Here is a 17,495-nt window from a genome sequence, read left to right on the forward strand (position 1 = left end):
CCTCTAACGGCGGCGACGGCGCCACAGCGCGATGGCGGCGCCGATCACCAGCACCGCGCCCACACCGATCAGCACCGGCGCCAGGTTGGGCGGCTCCTCGTCCCACAACCGCTCCGGGTCGTCGCCGAACTCCACCGGCCGCGACGTCATCCCCAGGGCGTCGCCCACCGAGATCGCCAGACTGCCGGCCCTGGACTTCACATCGGCCACCGTGCGCTCGGCCACGCGCTTGGGGCTCACCCGGTCGGCGATGGCGTCGACCGTCTGCGCCAACTCCGCTCGCGTCCGCGCGATCCGCCGCTCCAGCTCGTCGGGATCGGTGTCAGCCATGGCTCTCCTCTCGACCGCGCTCCTGGTCGTCCCCGCGTCGTCAAGCGGGCTCTGCCCGCCTCCGTCGTGATCAGTCTGTCAGGTCGGCGCACCGTACGGCACGGCGGGCGGCCAGGTAGGTTTTCCTGGAAAAACCCAGGAGGACCCATGACCGACACCAAGCTGGCCCCCGGCGACGCCGCACCCGATTTCACCCTGCCCACCGCCGACGGCGGCGAGGTCTCCCTCGACGCCTACCACGGCAAGCGGGTGATCCTCTATTTCTACCCCGCCGCGATGACTCCCGGCTGCACCAAGCAGGCGTGCGACTTCCGCGACAACCTCGGCCGGCTCACCGCCGAAGGCTTCGCCGTCCTCGGCGTGTCGAAGGACAAGCCCGCCAAGCTCGCCAAGTTCGCCGAACACGACTCGCTGACGTTCCCGCTGCTGTCGGATCCCGAGCTGGAAATCCACAAGGCGTACGGCGCCTACGGCACCAAGAAGCTCTACGGCAAGGAAGTCGTGGGCGTCATCCGCTCCACCTTCGTCATCGACGCCGACGGCAAGATCGAGCAGGCCCTCTACAACGTGAAGGCCACCGGACACGTGGCGAGCCTGAAGAAGAAGCTCGGCCTGTCCTGAGCCCGGCTGGGGCCCTCCTGTGAGGGCCCCAGGGCTCTCGGCTCCTCATTCCAAGGGTCGGAAACATTTCGGAATGGAGAAATGTCCCCGTAGCGGGGCCGTTGGCCGAATTGGCGGGGCAGCGCTAACTGTCAGCGGGCCTTTCTAACCTTGCGTCATGGCCGCTTACCAGAAGTACAGCCAGGAGCTGCTCGCCGAGGCCGCGTCCGGTTCGCGCAGTGTCGCCGACGTGCTGCGCTATCTGGGGATCCGATGGACCGGCGGGAGCCACGCCCACATCAGCCGCCGCCTGAAACACTTCGGCATCGACACCTCACACTTCGTGGGGCGTGCGCACGGCAAGGGCAGACGCTCCCCCGCACTCCGGCCCTACCAGGACATTCTCATCCTCCGCCCGCCGGGTTCGATACGGGAGAAGGCTCCGGCGCTCCGGCGCGCCCTGCGTGATGCCGGGCTTTCGTACGCGTGCGCAGCCTGTAAGATTGACGGCACGTGGCAGGGCAAGTCGCTAACTCTCCATGTCGACCATATCAACGGCGATTGGCTCGACAATCGAATGGAGAATTTGCGCTTCCTCTGCCCCAACTGTCATTCCCAAACAGCGAATTTCGCAGGCAAGGGAAAGACGAAGGGGTCGTAGCCCAATGGCAGAGGCGCAGTCTTTAGGTGGCTGTTAGTGTGGGTTCGAATCCCACCGGCCCTACATTTGGTAGGCGAGCATCGCGATAGTTCAGGCAGTCGTTGATGCGAAGGTCGTGGAGACCGGCCGGCTCAGGAAACCAGATTGTCCGGGCGCTTGCCCGATGCGAACTGGCCGATCTGGGTGGCCGCCACCTGCCAGGCGCGGTCGTCGGCCTCGGGGACGTCACCTGCCACGTGCGGGGTGATCAGGACGCCCGGCGAACGCCACAGCGGGTTGTCCGCCGGCAGGGGCTCGGGCTCGGTGACGTCGAGGATGGCGCGCAGTCGGCCTGATTGGGTCTCGGCGAGCAGGGCCATGGTGTCGACGACGGGGCCGCGGGCCGCGTTGATGAGGATCGCGCCGTCTCGCATCCTGCTCAGGAAGTCCTTGCCGGCCAGGTGGTGGGTGGCGTCGGTGAGGGGAACCATGAGGGCCACGACGTCGTGCTCGGGCAGCAGGCTCGGGAGGTCGTCCATGGCGCGGATGTCCTGGCGGGCGTGGCGGGCGACCATGGTGACGTGGGCGCCGAAGGGCTCCAGGCGGGCGCGGAGCAGGGTGCCGAGGTCGCCCGCGCCGAGGATGAGCACCTTCTTGCCCGACAGGCTTTCGGTCGCGCGGGGCTTCCAGCGGCCCGTCTCCTGGTCGGCGGCGTAGGCCGGGATGCCGCGGTAGAAGGCCAGCAGGGCGGCGGCCGCCCACTCCGCCACCGCGATCCCGTGCGCGCCCCGGGCGTTGGACAGGGCGACGCGGTCGGGCAGGCGGCCGGTCCACTGGTCGGTGCCGGCGCTGAGGGTCTGGACCAGGCGCAGTGACGGGAGCTCGTCGATGAGGGCCAGCAGGCGATCCACCGGTCGTGAGGGGACGACCATGACCTCGGCCTCGGCCGCCTCCTCGGGCAGGGACGCGGTGACGTCGTAGCGGATGGGACGGACGCCTGCCACGGTCGACAGGGCCGCGAGACCGCGCTCGTTCGGCACGAGCGCCACCATGTCACGCGCCCGTTCGGCCATGGCGGTGTCACGTGTCCCGGTGACCACGTCGCGGTCACCGGGCTCGACGCCCGCGGCATGGTCATGTGGATTTATGTTGCGCTCAGGCATGCTTTCCCCCGGTTTCGACTGCCAGCATCATGCCACTTAGGCCGGAACCTAACCCGTGCGGGTGGGGAACGGGCTGATGGTGGGCATCGGCTTGGGGGGCGAGATCGAGGGCCGGGTACTGGGCGGGGGCACCGGATAGGGGTACGGGCCCTGGAAATGGCAGTAGGTGCCGCCGGGGGCCGGGCGGCACTCCTGATAGCCGGGGACGGGGTAGCCGGGGACGGGGACGGGGTAGCCGGGGAGGCCGCGATGACGTTCCCAGCCGGACTGCTCCCAGTTGCCGTAGTGGGCACGAGCGGTGAAGCCTCCGATCAGCATCACCGCACCGCCGCCCAGCAGGCCGCCGATGATGAGGCCGATCAGGCCCGCGCCGATGATCTGGGCCGGCTTCTGACGGACGAAGTCCCGGAAGGACCCCGAGCCTGACGGCCGTGGTCCCACCCAGCCTGGAGCCGCGCCCGCAGCACCATGTGCCGGTCCCGGCCCACCATGTGCGGATCCCGGCCCACCAGGAGCCGCACCTTCAGCACCATGGTCCGAACCCGGCCCACCATGACCCGCCCCCGCAGCACCATGGACCGAACCCGGCGCTATGTAGGTCGGGCCTCCCGCCGTGCGCCCACTCTCCGCAGGGGCCGGCGACGCGTGCGCCGTACGGGTGTCGTACGGGGGAACGTCGTGGGGCGGAGCGCCTGAGGGAGCATCGCCCGCGGGGATGTCACGCGGAGGGAGGTCGCGGGGCGGAACGCCTGTGGCGTCATCCCCTGCGGGGAGATCCCTCGAAGGATCGCCGCTGGGAGGAGTGTCCTGAGAGGTGGCGTCCCTTGGAGGGACGTCTTCCGGGGAGGCGTCACCCGGGGGAACGTCCCGGGAGGTGGTGTCCCTCGGTGGGAGGTCCGGTGGCGGGACGTCGTGGGCGGGGTCCGGTGACGGAGGGCTCTGTAAGGTCTGCGTGTCGTCGAACGCGGTGCGGGACGCCTCCGTGGCGCCCTCCTCGCGAATCGGGTCGCCCGGCGCACCTTCTCCGCCGCGCGACCCGCCATCGCGATCATGATCCGCCATCACGATCTCCCTTTACTCGCCCCCCAGAGGGCGCTCCCGAGAACAAGATTGCCGTAAGACCCGTAAGACCCGTGTAAGACCAGGGTCGTACGCGAAACTTCCACCTCAAGGCTGACCCGAACGCTGCCCGTCGATACGTATCGTGTGGATGTGTTCGGCAGGGTACGCGCGTGGTCCACGCGCCACGGAAAGCTGATGGACGCCCTGCGGGTGACTCCTCTGGCTCTGCTGTGCCTGTTGCCGATCGTCCCACACGTGACCGGTGCGCCGGCAGGCCCGCCGCTGGATGTGCCGCGCTACCTGGGGCTGAGCGTGCTGCTGCTGTTGCCGCTGCTGTGGCGGGGGCGGCCGCTGATCGCGTTCGCGCTCGTCTCAGCGATCAGTTTCGGGCAGTGGGTGGCGCAGGTCGATGTGGTGCCCGCCAATCTGGCGGTGCTGGTGGCGCTGTGGGCGGTGGCCCATCGTTGCTCGTTCCGCTGGGCGTTGACCGCCGTGCTGGTGGCCGAGCTCGGGGTGTTCCTGGCGCTGGTGCAGTGGGACACGCCCACGTTCGGGATGTTCTTCAGCGGTTCGATCTTCGTGGTGACGGTCTGGCTGGCGGGCCTTTATGCCAACACGCGCAGGCGCTATCTGGAGAGCCTGGAGGAGCGGGCCGAGCGCGCCGAGCTCGAGCGCGACCAGCAGGCCAGGATGGCGGCCGCCGCCGAGCGCGCCAGGATCGCCAGGGAGCTGCACGACGTGGTGGCGCACAATGTGAGCGTGATGGTGGTGCAGGCCGACGGCGCCGGCTATGCCATCGACGGCGATCCCGAGCAGGCGCGGCTGGCGGTGCGCAACATCTCCAAGACCGGGCGTGAGGCGCTCGCCGAGATGCGCAGGCTGGTCGGGGTGCTGCGGGAGGCCGAGGGGGGCGGCACCGACTACACCCCGCAACCTGGCCTGGCGCAGCTGGAGGAGCTGGTGCGGGGGGCGGGCGTGCCGGCGCGTCTTCGGGTGGCGGGCACGCCGGGCGAGCTGCCCGAGGGCAAGCAGCTCGCCGTCTACCGGATCGTGCAGGAGGCGCTGACCAACGCGCTCAAGCACGGCGGGCCAGGGGTCCGGGTGCTCGTGGAGCTCCGCTACTCCATGTTCGAGCTGGTGGTGCGGGTGACCGACGACGGGCGGGGCGCGGCGGCGCCGCCGGCTCCCGGCGGGCACGGGCTGGTGGGGATGCGGGAGAGGGTCTTGATGTACGGCGGGGCGGTCACGGCCGGCCCGCGTGCGGGCGGCGGTTTCGAGGTGCTGGCGAAGCTGCCGGTGCCCGAGGCCAGGGCCGCCTAGAGCCGGCGAGGAGCGGCCAGTGATTCGCGTGATGCTCGTCGACGACCAGGAGTTGCTGCGCGCCGGCTTCCGGATGGTGCTGGGCGCCCAGCCCGACATCGAGGTGGTGGCCGAGGCGAGTGACGGGGTGGGGGCGATCGAGGTGCTCGAGACCGTCGAGGTGGACGTGGTGCTCATGGACGTGCGGATGCCGAGGATGGACGGCGTCGAGGCGACCCGGCGCATCTCCGGGCCCAAGGTGCTGATCCTGACCACGTTCGATCTGGACGAGTACGCGTTCGCCGCGATCAAGGCGGGGGCTTCGGGCTTCCTGCTCAAGGACGTGCCGACCGCCGAGCTGCTGAGCGCCATCCGGTCGGTGCATGCCGGCGACGCGGTGGTGGCGCCGACCACGCTGAAGCGGATGCTCGACAGGTTCGCCACTTTCCTGCCGTCGGACGCGCCGGCCGCGACCGGCGAGTTGACGCCGCGCGAGCGGGAGGTGCTGCTCATGGTGGCGCGCGGCCGCTCCAACCTGGAGATCGCGGCGGAGCTGGAGGTGGCGGAGGCGACGGTGAAGACGCATCTGGGCCGGGTGCTGGCCAAGCTGGGGGTCAGGGACCGGGCGCAGGTGGTGGTGTACGCCTACGAGGCCGGGTTGATCGTGCCGTCGCATCGGCCGAACGGCTGACCCGGGTCATCTGACGGCCTACGTGAAGTCCCTCCTCAGGGCCCATAAATCTCGAATTTTCCGGCCATAGCGTGAGTCGCGTTCTCAGACGACAAGGAGCGAACGTGACTCTCACCGAGACCCGGCGCCAGGCCCCTCCGGCCGTGGTGGCCAAGGCTCTGACCAAGGTGTACGGCCAGGGCGACGCAAGGGTGCACGCCCTGCGCGAGGTGGACGTGGCCTTCGCCACCGGCGCGTTCACCGCGATCATGGGCCCTTCCGGCTCGGGCAAGTCGACGCTGATGCACTGCCTGGCTGGGCTCGACACCCCCACCTCCGGCACGGTGCACATCGGTGACGTGGAGCTGACCGGGCTCGGCGACAAGCAGCTCACGCTGCTGCGCCGGGAGCGGATCGGCTTCGTCTTCCAGGCCTTCAACCTGCTGCCGACGCTGACCGCCGAGGAGAACATCCGGCTGCCGCTGGAGATCTCCGCCCGGCAGCCGGACCAGCTGCTGTTCGACCGGGTCGTCGAGACGGTCGGGCTGGGTGACCGGCTCGGTCACCGGCCGGCCGAGCTGTCCGGCGGCCAGCAGCAGCGGGTGGCCGTGGCCAGGGCTCTGATCAGCAAGCCCCAGGTGATCTTCGCCGACGAGCCGACCGGCAACCTGGACTCGCGCAGCGGCGCGGAGGTGCTGTCGTTCCTGCGGACGTCGGTGCGGGAGCTGGGCCAGACCATTGTCATGGTCACGCATGACCCGATGGCCGCGTCGTACGCCGACCGGGTGGTATTCCTGCGTGACGGCGAGCTGGTGACCGAGATCACCGCGCCCTCGCCGCAGTCGGTGCTCGACACGCTGATGAAGCTGGAGGTCTGAGGTGCTGAAGACGGCCCGGGCCGGGCTGCGCGCGCACAAGCTGAGGCTGCTGCTCACCTCGCTGGCGATCATGCTGGGGGTGGCGTTCATCGCGGGCACGTTCGTGCTGAACGACACCATCCAGGCCGGGTTCGCCCAGCGGGTCACGGCCGACGCCGAGAAGGTGGCGGTGGCCGTACTGCCCGAAGAGCGCGAGAAGGGGATCGCGCCGGAAACGCTGGAACGGGTGCGCGGCGTGGCCGGGGTGCGCGAGGCGCATGGGCTGGTGCGCGGGAGCGCACCGCTGCTGGGCAAGGACGGCAAGACCGTGGGCAGTCTGCCGACGACGGCCGTCTCGATCGTGCCGGGAGCCCTGGACCGGACCATGATCGTCAGTGGCACCGGCCCCGGCTCCGACGACCAGGCGGCCGTGCTCGACAAGAACACCGCCAAGGCCGAGGGCTTCCGGCTCGGCGACACCATCAGGGTGCTCGACGCCAAGCAGCGCGAGCACCTGTTCAAGCTCGTCGGCATCCTCGACCCCGGTGTGGACCAGGAACTGTCCTACACCGGTGCGATCGGGTTCACCACGGCGACGGCGCAGCGGATGACGGGCGAGCGCGGGTTCCAGGAGATCGACGTGGCGGGGGCCGATCCGGTCCGGCTGAAGCGGGCCGTCGCGGACGCCGTCGGCGGCGGTCACGTGGTCCGGACCGGGGACGAGCTCGCCCGGAGCCTTGCCCAGCAGGCCGGCATCGAGATGGAGACGCTCACCGTCGGGCTGCTGATGTTCGGCCTGGTGGCGATGCTGGTGGCCACGCTGGTGATCTACAACACCTTCAACATCCTGGTCGCGCAGCGCACCAGGGAGATGGCGCTGCTGCGCTGCATCGGCGCCACCCGCGGGCAGGTGTTCGGCTCGATCCTGATCGAGTCGGCGGTGGTCGGGCTGGTCGCCTCGGTGCTCGGCCTGGCGGCCGGCTACGGCCTGAGCGTGCTCACGCTGGCGGTGCTCGGCGCGTTCGAGGCCCCGCTGCCCACCGACGCGGCGGTCACGCTGGCGCCGGACACGATCGCCATCAGCCTGTTCATCGGGCTCGTGGTGACCATGGGCGCGGCTGTACTGCCCGCGCGCACGGCCACCCGGGTCGCGCCGATCGCCGCGCTGCGCACGCAGACGGAGGAGCAGACGTTCCGCACTGGGGCGCTCAGGGTCGTCTTCGCCTCCCTGTTCCTGCTGGCGGGGCTCGGCGCGGCCGCCACCGGCGCGCTGGCGCTGCCTCCCGGCGAGCAGACCTCGCTGCTGGTGGTGATGGCGGGCGGCGTGCTGACCTTCCTGGGGGTACTGATCCTGGGACCGGTCCTGGTCAAGCCGCTGAGCGCGCTGGTCGGCTGGATCCCGGCCAAACTGTTCGGCGTGCCCGGACGGCTGGCCGTGGACAACTCGGGCCGCAATCCCAGACGGGCCGCGACCACGACCGTGGCGCTGACCATCGGCGTGACGCTCATGACGCTGATCTCGGTGGTCACGGCTTCGACGCGGGCCACGGTGACGGTCAAGCTCGACGAGCAGTTCCCGGTCGACTACCAGCTCGTCACCCAGGAGCGCGACGCCATCCCCCGCACGATCGGCGAGCAGCTGCGGACCAGGCCGGAGCTGGCGGCGGTGCTGCAGATCCGCGGCACCCAGGCGTCGGTCGGCGACATCAAGGTCGAAGTGGGCACCTACGACGGCCCGATCAAGCCTCAGGTCATCTCCGGTTCCTGGCGGGATCTCGGGGCCGGTCAGGCGGTCCTGGCCGACTACGCCGCCACGGATCTCGGCGTGCGGGTGGGCGACTCGGTGTCCGTCAGGACCAAGAAGGCCGGTACGGTCCCGCTGAAGGTGGTGGCCGTCATCAGCGGAGGCGAGTCGGCGCTCCCGAGCCTCACGATGGCCGAGCGGCAGTTCGACGAGGCGTTCGGCGGGTCGGGTGACAGCCGGGTGCTGCTCAACATCGGCGACGGAGTGCCGCCGGAGCGGGCGCGGGCGGTGGTGGACGCGGCGACCGCCGGCTACCCGACGGTCCAGGTGCAGAGCTCGACCGAGGTCCGGGGCCAGTTCGACGAGACGCTCGACATGGTGCTGATGATCATCACGGGGTTGCTGGGGCTGGCCATCCTCATCTCGCTGCTCGGCATCGCCAACACGCTCTCCCTGTCGGTGCATGAGCGGACCAGGGAGTCGGCACTGCTGCGGGCGCTCGGGCTGACGAGGCCGCAGTTGCGGCGGATGCTCTCGGTGGAGGCGCTGGTGCTCGGACTGATCGGCGCGCTGGTCGGAGTGGTGCTCGGGGTCTCGTTCGGCTGGGCGGCCGTGCAGGCGATGCTGGACGGGGCGGTCTTCTCGGCGTCCGCGGCGCAGATCGGGCTGTTCGTGCTGCTCTCGGGTCTGGCCGGGGTGCTGGCCGCGATCGCGCCCTCCCGCCGGGCCGCGAGGGCGTCGATCGTCGGCTCGCTCGCCGCGGGATGAGGGGCGGACGCCGGGTGCCTTCCCGGCGTCCGCCACGATGCGAGGAACGCTCGGTCAGCGAGTCCTGTGGCTGGGCCACAGCTCGGCGACCGTCTCCGGGTCGAGCAGGGGGCGGGCCACCACCTCGCCCGAACTCCCGTCGATGACGATGCAGCCGCCGCCCACCGAGTCCGGCAGCCGCGCCGGGTCGTCGGGGTCCAGCTCGCGCACCCAGGCGACATGTCCCTCGCTGAACCCGTAGATCCCGACCGAGTGCGTCACGTCCGCCGGCCGTACACCGTTGAAGTACTCCTCCGCGATCGCCCGCGCCTGGTCCAGGTTCATCGTGGCTGCCCCTGCCTGTCGAGGATGACGCAGAACACCCCGGTCACCGTGGTGTAGGGCGGCTCGACGGCCATGTGTCCGCGCTGCGCGTCTATCCAGATCACCTCGCCGTGGGAGTTGACCGCGTTCCAGGCGTGCGCCCCGCCGCCGGGCCAGCGCACCACGATGACGGCCGACGCCCCGTGTCCCGCCTCCCGCAGCCGTCGCGCCACCATCGGGTACGCGTGCCGCCCCTGACCCGCGTGCTGGAACCGCTGCCCCACCCAGCGCTCCATCCGAGCGGCGCTCCCGGTCTCGCCGGTCAGCAGCGGCCTGCCGATCCTGTCGTACTCCGGCATCCTCGGAGCGGACGCCGCGGGCTCGCCGTGCCACGTGGACAGCACGGCCAGCGCGCAGTCGGCGGCGTTCGATGCCCTGAACGGATCGTCCGTCGGTCCACCGCCGTTGATCAGCCGCACCCAGGTGCCGCGCGGGTCGGGGAACCGCGCGCCCTGCGGCACGGCCCCCGCCAGGTCCTGCTCGACCTGCGGGTCCGGCCGCGCCAGCCCGCCCGGCACACCGTAGGGCCTGCTGTCGGCGAGCTTGGGCGGCCGGTGCGGCCAGTCGAACCAGTCGTACGCCGCCGTACCGCCCCCTCTCCACCAGCCGCCGACCCCACCGGCAGGATCGGCCGGGCGCGGCGTGGGCGATGCGGCGGACGCGCGAGCCGGGCCGGCGGTGCCGGACAGGGCCCGCTCATCGGCCCCGGCCGTCCCGCTGCCGGGGCCGGAGGGTCGCGTCACCGTCTCCGGTCTGTCCGGCGCGGGTGCGGGGTGGGCTGACATGCCGCGAGTCCCGGCCGGCGCCGGTGCGGGGTGGGCCGGCGTGCCGCGAGTCCCGGCCGGCGCCGGTGCGGGGTGGGCTGACATGCCGCGGGTCCCCGCCGGCGCGCTCCCGGGTGCGGACGTGCCGCCCCGGGTAGCGGCGCTTCGAGCAGAGGCGCCATCCTGCGCCGGCGGGCCACCTGGACGAGGGGCGGCACCCTGGGGGCTTCCCTGAGCCGGAGCCCGCCCCTGAGCGGCAGTGCCACCCACGGCAGCTGGGTTGTGCTGCGCGGCGCCGCCGGAGGTCGAGACTTCACCGTGGGCCGCGGCGCCAGGGCGAGCCTGGGTCCCGCTCGGCGCCGCGGACGGAGAACCGGCCCCGGTTTCCTGACCGGTACGGGGTGCCGTGCCGGGCCAGAAACCCGTGAACGGCGACGGGTGCTCGTGCGCCGCTTGAGTCGCGCAGGAATCCGGCCCGAGAGCGGACCCGGACCACGCCGAGCATCCTGATGCGGGGGGCGCGGCCGGCATCGGCGGTGGACTGGCCGGCCTCGCGATGCCAGGGGCGTTTCCCGTCGGCATCGTGGCGCCGTTCGACATCCCGGCCGTCGTCCCGTTTCGGGACAGGTCCCCCGGCGCCATCGGCCGGGAGCCGTTCGGGCTGCCGGGCTGCTGAGGGCTGCTGGGCTGCTGAGAACCGCCGGGCCGCTGAGAACCGCCGAGCTGTTGAGAGCCGCTCGCCTCGGTGCCCCGAGGCGAGCCGTTGGACGGGGCCGCCCGCTGGTCGCGATCTCCCGCGCCGGGCGCTCGCGGGTTCGCGGAAGTGGCGCCCGTCCCGGGTGGCGTGCGGCCGCCGGTGTTCGGGCCGTCGAAGAGCGCCCCGCGCCACAAGGGACCGGCTGCGCCCGAGCCGGCCGACTCGCCGTCGCGGGATCGGCCGTTCGGACTGTGGTCGTGCGGCATCCGGGCGTGCGGGTGCTGTCCGGCCGGCGGATCAGGCGGGCTCGTGTGGGCGGCCGGGGCCGGGTCGGCGGAGTCGGTCGGGTCGGTGGGCGTGGAGTCGGTCGGGTCGGGGTCGGCTGCGCGCTCGTAGTCGAGCCAGCGGACCCCGTCAGCGACCACGGGGTTGTACCGCCCCTCGGGAAGGACCCACCGGACGCTGGACTTGCGGTCGCGGAACACGTCCTGCCTCCTGTCATACTCGACGACCGATCGTAGGGGCCGCCACCACGAGGAAGAGGCGAAGTCAGGAAGATTCTCGGCCAGGTCTAGCGCCCGTACCAGCACAAACGCGGGACAACCGGACCCGTCGGCCCCCCACCGGACGGTACGACGGCCTCGGCGCGGCCCTCGAAACCACCCGCGAAGGCAGGGTCAGGCGGCCTCGACGGTGATGGTGTGCCAGCCCGTGGCGCCGTCCGGGGCGATGGGGGTGCGGTCCTCCGTCTGGGTGCGGCCGGCGACGTCCGTGGCGCGTACCTCGATCGTGTGGTCGCCCGGGGTGGCGTCCCAGTCCAGTGCCCACTGCCGCCAGGTGTCCGGCCCCGGCACCTGGGCCAGTCTCGCCTGACGCCACTCGCCCCGGTCGACGCGGACCTCGACGGCGGAGACGCCGGTGTGCTGGGCCCAGGCGACGCCGGCGATCGTGGTGCGGCCTGCGGTCACCGTGGCTCCCGGTTTGGGCAGGTCGATGCGCGACTGGGTCTTGATGGGGCCTCTGGCGGCCCAGCCGCGCGGAGTCCAGTAGGCCTCGTCGGTGTCGAACCTCGTCACCTTGATGTCCACGACCCACTTGGTGGCCGAGACGTACCCGTACAACCCCGGCACCACCTGGCGCACCGGGAAGCCGTGGTCGACGGGGAGCACCTCACCGTTCATGGCGATGGCGAACAGGGCGTCGCGGCCGTCCATGACGACGTCCAGCGGGGTGCCGCAGGTGAAGCCGTCGTCGGAGGTGGACAGGAGCATGTCGGCGTCGGACCTCAGGCCGGCCTCGCGCAGCACGTCGGCCATGCGGACGCCGAGCCACCTGGCGTTGCCGACGTAGGGCCCGCCGACCTCGTTGGAGACGCAGGTGAGCGTGACGTCCGCCTCGGTGAGCGGGCGTTTGAGCAGGTCGTCGTAGGTGATCTCGACGGGCCGGTCCACCAGGCCGTGGATGCGGAGCGTCCAGGTCTTCGGGTCCACCTGGGGCACGACGAGCGCGGTGTCGACCCGGTAGAAGTCCTGATTTCTCGTGACGAAGGACGAGAGACCGTTGAGCTTGAAGTCCACGCCCGACGGCAGCGCCGGCAGCGGGCTCGCAGGCCGGGGCAGCGCCACGCCGATCCTGGCGGCGTCCACGGTCCGCCGACCTGCGAGACCGCGCCCCAGCACCGTCGCGGCCCCCGCGACCGCCACGCCGCCGGCGACCCCGGTCAGCAGCCGCCGCCGGTCGAACACCATCGGCTCGCGGCCCGCCCGCATGACCGCCGGCCGCTCCACGGCCTCGGACTCGTCGCGTACGGCCTGCTGTACGGGCTCGGCGGGCACCGCGACCCTGGCTCGCCCGATCAGCCACACCAGCGCCCAGGCCCCCGCCCCGACCCCCGCCAGCGTGGGCAGGACATCGACCCCCTGGGCCTCGGGCCTGCTCAGCACCGCCGTCACGCCCACCACCGCGAAGCCGGCCAGCCCCGCCAGGCCGTACCAGGTTCTGCGCCTGGCCAGCACGCCGATGACGGCGGCGAGCAACCCGAGCACCACGAACACGCCACCGACGAGGACGGCCTTGTCGTTCTGGCCGAACGTCCGGATGGCGAACTCTTTCAGCGGCGCCGGCGAGAGATCCACCACCACGTCGCCCACGGCCACCACGGGGAAGGCCTCGGGCCTCACCAGCCCCGACGCCAGTTGCGCCACGCCCAGGGCCACGCCCCCGGCGACGATTCCCGCCAGCGCGCCGGCCCAGGCGGGCACGCTCTCGTTGCTCTGCACACTGCCGACGCTACGCCGCCCGGCGTGCCGGGGTTCTTACGCGGTGGTTACGAGCGCTCGGAGAGCAGCTCGCGCACGATCGGGGCCAGGGCGCGGAAGGCCCGGCCGCGGTGGCTGATGGCGTCCTTCTCCTCCGGCGACAGCTCGGCCGTGGTCCGGGTCTCACCGTCGGGCACCAGGACGGGGTCGTAGCCGAACCCGTTGGTCCCGCGCGGTGTGGAGACGATGCGTCCCGGCAGGATCCCTTCGGCCACCCGTGACTCGCCCGACGGCAGCGCGAGCGCGGCGGCGCAGGCGAAGTGCGCGGCCAGCTTGGCGGCGGGCACGTCGGAAACCTGGGCCAGCAGCAGGTCCAGATTGGCCTGGTCGTCGCCGTGGCGTCCGGACCAGCGGGCGGAGAAGACGCCCGGCATGCCGCCCAGCACGTCGACGCAGAGCCCCGAGTCGTCGGCCACCGCGGGCAGCCCCGATCCCTGGGCCACCGCGTGCGCCTTGATCAGGGCGTTCTCCTCGAAGGTGACGCCGGTCTCGGCGATCTCCCCGATCGAGGGGAACTCCTCCAGCCCCACGATCTCGAACCCCGTCAGAATGCGGCGCAACTCCGCGATCTTGCCCGGGTTGCGGGTGGCGAGCACGATCTTCATGAGCCCAGTGCCTCCTGCTGGATGAGCGTCAGCTCCTCGCAACCTGCCACGGCGAGGTCGAGGAGCTGGTTGAGCACCGCGCGGTCGAACGGCGCTCCCTCGGCGGTGCCCTGCACTTCGACGAAGCTGCCTTCGCCGGTCATGACCACGTTCATGTCCGTCTCGGCCGCCACGTCCTCGACGTAGCACAGGTCGAGCATCGGCACCGCGCCGACGACGCCCACGGAGACCGCGGACACCGAGCCGATGAGCGGGTCGCCGGGGCACATCTTGCGCTCGCGCATCCACGCGACGGCGTCGGCGAGCGCCACGTAGGCGCCGGTGATGGCGGCGGTCCGGGTGCCTCCGTCGGCCTGCAGCACGTCGCAGTCGAGCACGATGGAGTTTTCACCGAGCGCCTTGTAGTCGACGCAGCCGCGCAGCGAGCGTCCGATCAGGCGGGAGATCTCGTGGGTGCGGCCGCCTATCTTGCCGCGCACGGACTCGCGGTCGTTGCGGGTGTTGGTGGCGCGCGGCAACATGGCGTATTCGGCCGTCACCCAGCCCTGCCCGCTGCCTCTGCGCCAGCGCGGCACGCTGTCCTGGACTGAGGCCGCGCAGAGCACCCGGGTGCCACCGAATTCCACCAGCACAGAGCCCTCGGCATGCGAAAGCCACTGCCTGCTGATGGTGATGGGGCGGAGCTGGTCAGAATTGCGGCCATCCTGTCGTGACATGCAGATCACCCTATCTCCGCGCCACAACGCTCTTGACCGAGAGTGTCCGCCACAGCGATCCTTACGCAATGACAACGGGGGTGTTGCGCAACCCTGACTTTCTCCGCTTTCTCGGCTCGCACGTGGCCAACGAAATAGGCGCCAACATTTCGCGAGTGGCCCTTCCTATGGTCGCCGTGCTGGCACTGCACGCCTCTCCAATGGAGGTCGGGGTGCTTTCCGCGTTACAGACCTCGGCGTTTCTGATCATCGGCCTGCCCGCGGGGGTGTGGGTCGACCGGATGCGGAAGCGACGGGTGATGATGACCGCCGATCTGGCCAGGTCCCTGCTGCTGGCGAGCATCCCGCTGGCGCAGGCGCTCGGGGTGCTGTCGATCTGGCTGTTGTGCGTGGTGGCCCTGCTGGTCAGCGCGGCCGGGGTGTTCAACGACGTGGCCGACCAGACCTACCTGCCGGACCTGGTGGACAAGGGCGGCCTCGGTGACGGCAACGCCAAGCTGGAGGTGGTGCGGTCCAGCGGCGCGCTGGCGGGCCCCGGCCTGGGCGGCCTGCTGGTGCAGCTGCTCGGCGCGCCGCGCACGCTGCTCGCCACGGCGCTGGCGTCGCTCGGCTCGCTGATCTTCCTGAGCACGATCAGGGCGGCGGACCGGCCCGTGGCCGCGGTAGAGAAGGGCGGGCTGTTCCGGGGCATCGGCGAGGGGTTCGCGTTCGTCTGGCGTGACCGGCTGCTGCGCCCGATCATGATGACCACCGCGGCGACGAATCTCTGCCTCAGCGCCGTGCTGGGCCTGTCCGTCCTGTTCCTGGCCGACGTGGTCCTGCTTCCGGCCGGCCTGATCGGCCTGCTGCTCATGTCGGGTGCGGTGGGCGGGCTGATCGGCGGGCTCGTCGGCGGTCCGCTCTTCAGGAGGTACGGCATGGCCCGGGTGACCTGGCTGGGCATGGCCGTCAGCTCACCGTTCGGCCTGCTGCTGCCGATGACGGAGGCCGACTGGCGCGTCTCCTTCTTCGTGATCACCTCGATCACGCTCTCCCTGGGCGCGATCCTCTACAACGTCGGGCAGCTCTCCTACCGCCAGGCCGTGGCGCCCGAGCACATGCTGGGTCGGGTCAACGCCACCGTCAGGTTCGTCGTCTGGGGGACGATGCCGATCGGGGCGCTGCTCGGCGGTGTCGTGGCGCAGCAGATCGGCGTGCGTGAGGCGCTGTGGGTGTTCATGGGCGGTCGGCTGATCTCGTTCCTGCCGCTGCTCTTCTCGCCGCTGACGCGGATGCGCGACTTCTCGCAGGTTCAGCTGAGGTCGTAGACGGCGCCGCTGCGTGCCAGCTCGACCGGGCCGTCGAAGCCGCCCCTGAGAGCGTCGCCCATGATGGTGGCCGGGTCGTTCCAGGGCACGAGGTGGGTGAGCACGAGCCGTCCGACGCCTGCCTGGGCGGCGTGCTCGGCGGCCTGGCGGCCGGTCAGGTGCAGCCCGGTGGGCAGGTCGGGCTGGTCGACCAGCGACGCCTCGCACAGCAGGATGTCGGCGTCCGCCGCCAGCTTGACCAGGTCGTTGGACTCGCCGGTGTCGCCGGAGTAGGCGACGCTGCGCCCGCCGTGCTCGACGCGGAATCCGTACGCCTCGACGGGGTGGTTGACCAGGGCGGCGGTCACCGTGAAGGGGCCGACGTCGAACCTGCCGGGCGCCAGGCCGGCGAAGTCGAACGCGGTCTCCAGGTCCGGCTCGTCCGGCATGCCGTAGGCGGCGGCCAGCCGCCGCGGGGCGTCCACCGGCGCGTACACGGGCACCCGCGGGTACGGCGCGGCGGGGCCGTAGGTGCGGGCCACGTGATAGCCGCACAGGTCCAGGCAGTGGTCGGCATGCAGGTGGGTCAGACAGATCGCGTCGACGTCGTACAGGCCGATGTGGCGCTGGAGCGCGCCCAGCGATCCGCTGCCGAAGTCGAGCAGCAGCCGGAATCCCTCGGCCTCGACGAGATAGCAGGACGCGGGGCTGTCAGGACCGGGGAAGCTCCCCGAACAGCCGATGATGGTCACCTTCATGTGGGCCTCCCTTGTAGGTAGTACCCCCCACTGGTGCGACTTCGACCGCATCGATCTCCGGACCTAGGAAACGGCGTCCGAGCCGGGCGAAGAGCATGGAGTCGCCGGTGGCGCGGAAGCGGTGCCGGGGGGTGGCTTCGCTACCGGCCGCCAGATCGCGGTCGTGCAGGATGCGGTAGACGTCCTTGGCCGTCTCGTCGGCGCTGGACACCAGCGTTACCCCGTCACCGGCGACATAGGAGATGGCTCCGGTGAGCAGCGGGTAGTGGGTGCAGCCGAGGATGAGCGTGTCGCAGCCGGCCGCCTGGATGGGCTCCAGATAGCCGCGGACGACCTCGATCAGCTCCTCGCTGGCCGTCTCGCCGCGCTCGACGTACTCCACCAGGCGTGGGGCGGCCACGCCGGTGAGTCGCACATGGGGAGCGGCGGTGAAGGCGTCGTGATAGGCCATCGAGTCGATCGTGGCCCGGGTGGCGATCACACCGACCCTGCCGGTGCGCGTGGCGCGCACCGCGCGCCGGGTGGCGGGCTGGATCACCTCGACGACGGGCACGTCGTAGCGCTCGCGGGCGTCGCGCAGCACGGCCGCGCTGGCGCTGTTGCACGCGATCACGAGCATCTTGACGTCATGCTCGACGAGGTGGTCCATCACCTCGAGCGCGTAGGCGCGCACCTCGGCGATGCGTCTCGGCCCGTACGGCTGGCGGGCCGTGTCGGCCACGTAGGTGATGGATTCGTGCGGCAACTGGTCGATGATCGCGCGCGCGACCGTCAGGCCGCCGACCCCGCTGTCGAAGATTCCAATACTCGCGTCCGGCACGCTTAGAGGGTAGGCGACCAGCGGCATCCGCACTG

Annotated in this window: 17 protein-coding genes and 1 tRNA gene; 8 read left to right on the forward strand and 10 right to left on the reverse strand. The window is 71.3% G+C overall.

The window, feature by feature from the left end:
• Positions 1-3 precede the first annotated feature (3 nt).
• Complete coding sequence (locus V5E28_RS19220) at positions 4-330, reverse strand: DUF3618 domain-containing protein (RefSeq protein ID WP_336208312.1); 327 nt, start codon at positions 328-330, stop codon at positions 4-6.
• A 147-nt stretch (positions 331-477) separates the two neighbouring features.
• On the opposite strand from V5E28_RS19220, the gene bcp reads away from it, so the two are divergent.
• From bcp to V5E28_RS19235, 3 genes are all read left to right on the forward strand, one after another.
• A complete protein-coding gene (gene bcp / locus V5E28_RS19225) occupies positions 478-951 on the forward strand; it encodes a thioredoxin-dependent thiol peroxidase (protein ID WP_336208313.1) in 474 nt (157 codons plus the stop codon).
• 157 nt (positions 952-1,108) lie between these two features.
• Positions 1,109-1,591, forward strand: coding sequence for an HNH endonuclease signature motif containing protein (locus tag V5E28_RS19230; protein WP_336208314.1), 483 nt, complete (start codon positions 1,109-1,111; stop codon positions 1,589-1,591).
• A tRNA-Leu gene (locus tag V5E28_RS19235) sits at positions 1,582-1,654 on the forward strand. Before V5E28_RS19230 ends, V5E28_RS19235 begins: the two co-directional genes overlap by 10 nt.
• A gap of 68 nt (positions 1,655-1,722) precedes the next feature.
• Here the strand turns inward: V5E28_RS19235 and V5E28_RS19240 are convergent.
• Both V5E28_RS19240 and V5E28_RS19245 read right to left on the reverse strand, forming a co-directional pair.
• Positions 1,723-2,733, reverse strand: a complete 1,011-nt coding sequence (locus V5E28_RS19240) for a 2-hydroxyacid dehydrogenase (RefSeq protein WP_336208315.1) — start codon at positions 2,731-2,733, stop codon at positions 1,723-1,725.
• 48 nt (positions 2,734-2,781) lie between these two features.
• Positions 2,782-3,174 carry a hypothetical protein gene (locus V5E28_RS19245; RefSeq protein ID WP_336208316.1) on the reverse strand — a complete coding sequence of 131 codons (393 nt, stop codon included), beginning with the start codon at positions 3,172-3,174 and terminating at the stop codon, positions 2,782-2,784.
• A gap of 771 nt (positions 3,175-3,945) precedes the next feature.
• Between V5E28_RS19245 and V5E28_RS19250 the strand changes: the two genes are divergently transcribed.
• The 4 genes from V5E28_RS19250 (at position 3,946) to V5E28_RS19265 (ending at position 9,133) form a co-directional block, all read left to right on the forward strand.
• A complete protein-coding gene (locus tag V5E28_RS19250; protein ID WP_336208317.1) occupies positions 3,946-5,115 on the forward strand; it encodes a sensor histidine kinase in 1,170 nt (389 codons plus the stop codon).
• A gap of 19 nt (positions 5,116-5,134) precedes the next feature.
• Entirely contained in the window at positions 5,135-5,785 is a 651-nt protein-coding gene (locus V5E28_RS19255; RefSeq protein WP_336208318.1) for a response regulator transcription factor, read from the forward strand.
• Between the two features lie 104 nt (positions 5,786-5,889).
• Positions 5,890-6,642 carry an ABC transporter ATP-binding protein gene (locus tag V5E28_RS19260; RefSeq protein ID WP_336208319.1) on the forward strand — a complete coding sequence of 251 codons (753 nt, stop codon included), beginning with the start codon at positions 5,890-5,892 and terminating at the stop codon, positions 6,640-6,642.
• A 1-nt stretch (position 6,643) separates the two neighbouring features.
• Positions 6,644-9,133, forward strand: a complete 2,490-nt coding sequence (locus V5E28_RS19265) for an ABC transporter permease (RefSeq protein ID WP_336208320.1) — start codon at positions 6,644-6,646, stop codon at positions 9,131-9,133.
• 54 nt (positions 9,134-9,187) lie between these two features.
• Here the strand turns inward: V5E28_RS19265 and V5E28_RS19270 are convergent, their stop codons facing one another.
• From V5E28_RS19270 to rph, 5 genes are all read right to left on the reverse strand, one after another.
• Complete coding sequence (locus V5E28_RS19270) at positions 9,188-9,457, reverse strand: hypothetical protein (RefSeq protein WP_336208321.1); 270 nt, start codon at positions 9,455-9,457, stop codon at positions 9,188-9,190.
• Positions 9,454-10,239 (reverse strand): toxin glutamine deamidase domain-containing protein, encoded by a 786-nt coding sequence (locus V5E28_RS19275; protein WP_336208322.1) that lies wholly within the window; start codon positions 10,237-10,239, stop codon positions 9,454-9,456. The genes V5E28_RS19270 and V5E28_RS19275 overlap by 4 nt, the downstream gene beginning before the upstream one ends.
• A 1,395-nt stretch (positions 10,240-11,634) precedes the next feature.
• Positions 11,635-13,236, reverse strand: coding sequence for a molybdopterin-dependent oxidoreductase (locus V5E28_RS19280; RefSeq protein ID WP_336208323.1), 1,602 nt, complete (start codon positions 13,234-13,236; stop codon positions 11,635-11,637).
• A gap of 47 nt (positions 13,237-13,283) precedes the next feature.
• Entirely contained in the window at positions 13,284-13,880 is a 597-nt protein-coding gene (rdgB, locus tag V5E28_RS19285) for an RdgB/HAM1 family non-canonical purine NTP pyrophosphatase (protein ID WP_336208324.1), read from the reverse strand.
• On the reverse strand, positions 13,877-14,596 hold the full coding sequence (rph, locus tag V5E28_RS19290) for a ribonuclease PH (RefSeq protein WP_336208325.1): 720 nt from the start codon (positions 14,594-14,596) through the stop codon (positions 13,877-13,879). The genes rdgB and rph overlap by 4 nt, the downstream gene beginning before the upstream one ends.
• A gap of 68 nt (positions 14,597-14,664) precedes the next feature.
• Between rph and V5E28_RS19295 the strand changes: the two genes are divergently transcribed.
• Positions 14,665-15,903, forward strand: a complete 1,239-nt coding sequence (locus tag V5E28_RS19295) for an MFS transporter (protein ID WP_336208326.1) — start codon at positions 14,665-14,667, stop codon at positions 15,901-15,903.
• Here V5E28_RS19295 and V5E28_RS19300 read toward each other — a convergent pair.
• Positions 15,888-16,640 (reverse strand): MBL fold metallo-hydrolase, encoded by a 753-nt coding sequence (locus V5E28_RS19300; protein WP_336208327.1) that lies wholly within the window; start codon positions 16,638-16,640, stop codon positions 15,888-15,890. The two genes, V5E28_RS19295 and V5E28_RS19300, sit on opposite strands and share 16 nt — an antisense overlap.
• Positions 16,594-17,460, reverse strand: a complete 867-nt coding sequence (gene murI, locus V5E28_RS19305; protein WP_336208328.1) for a glutamate racemase — start codon at positions 17,458-17,460, stop codon at positions 16,594-16,596. Before murI ends, V5E28_RS19300 begins: the two co-directional genes overlap by 47 nt.
• Positions 17,461-17,495 lie beyond the last annotated feature (35 nt).

Origin of the sequence: Nonomuraea sp. LPB2021202275-12-8 (assembly GCF_037044575.1) — a bacterium.
Lineage (GTDB): Bacteria > Actinomycetota > Actinomycetes > Streptosporangiales > Streptosporangiaceae > Nonomuraea.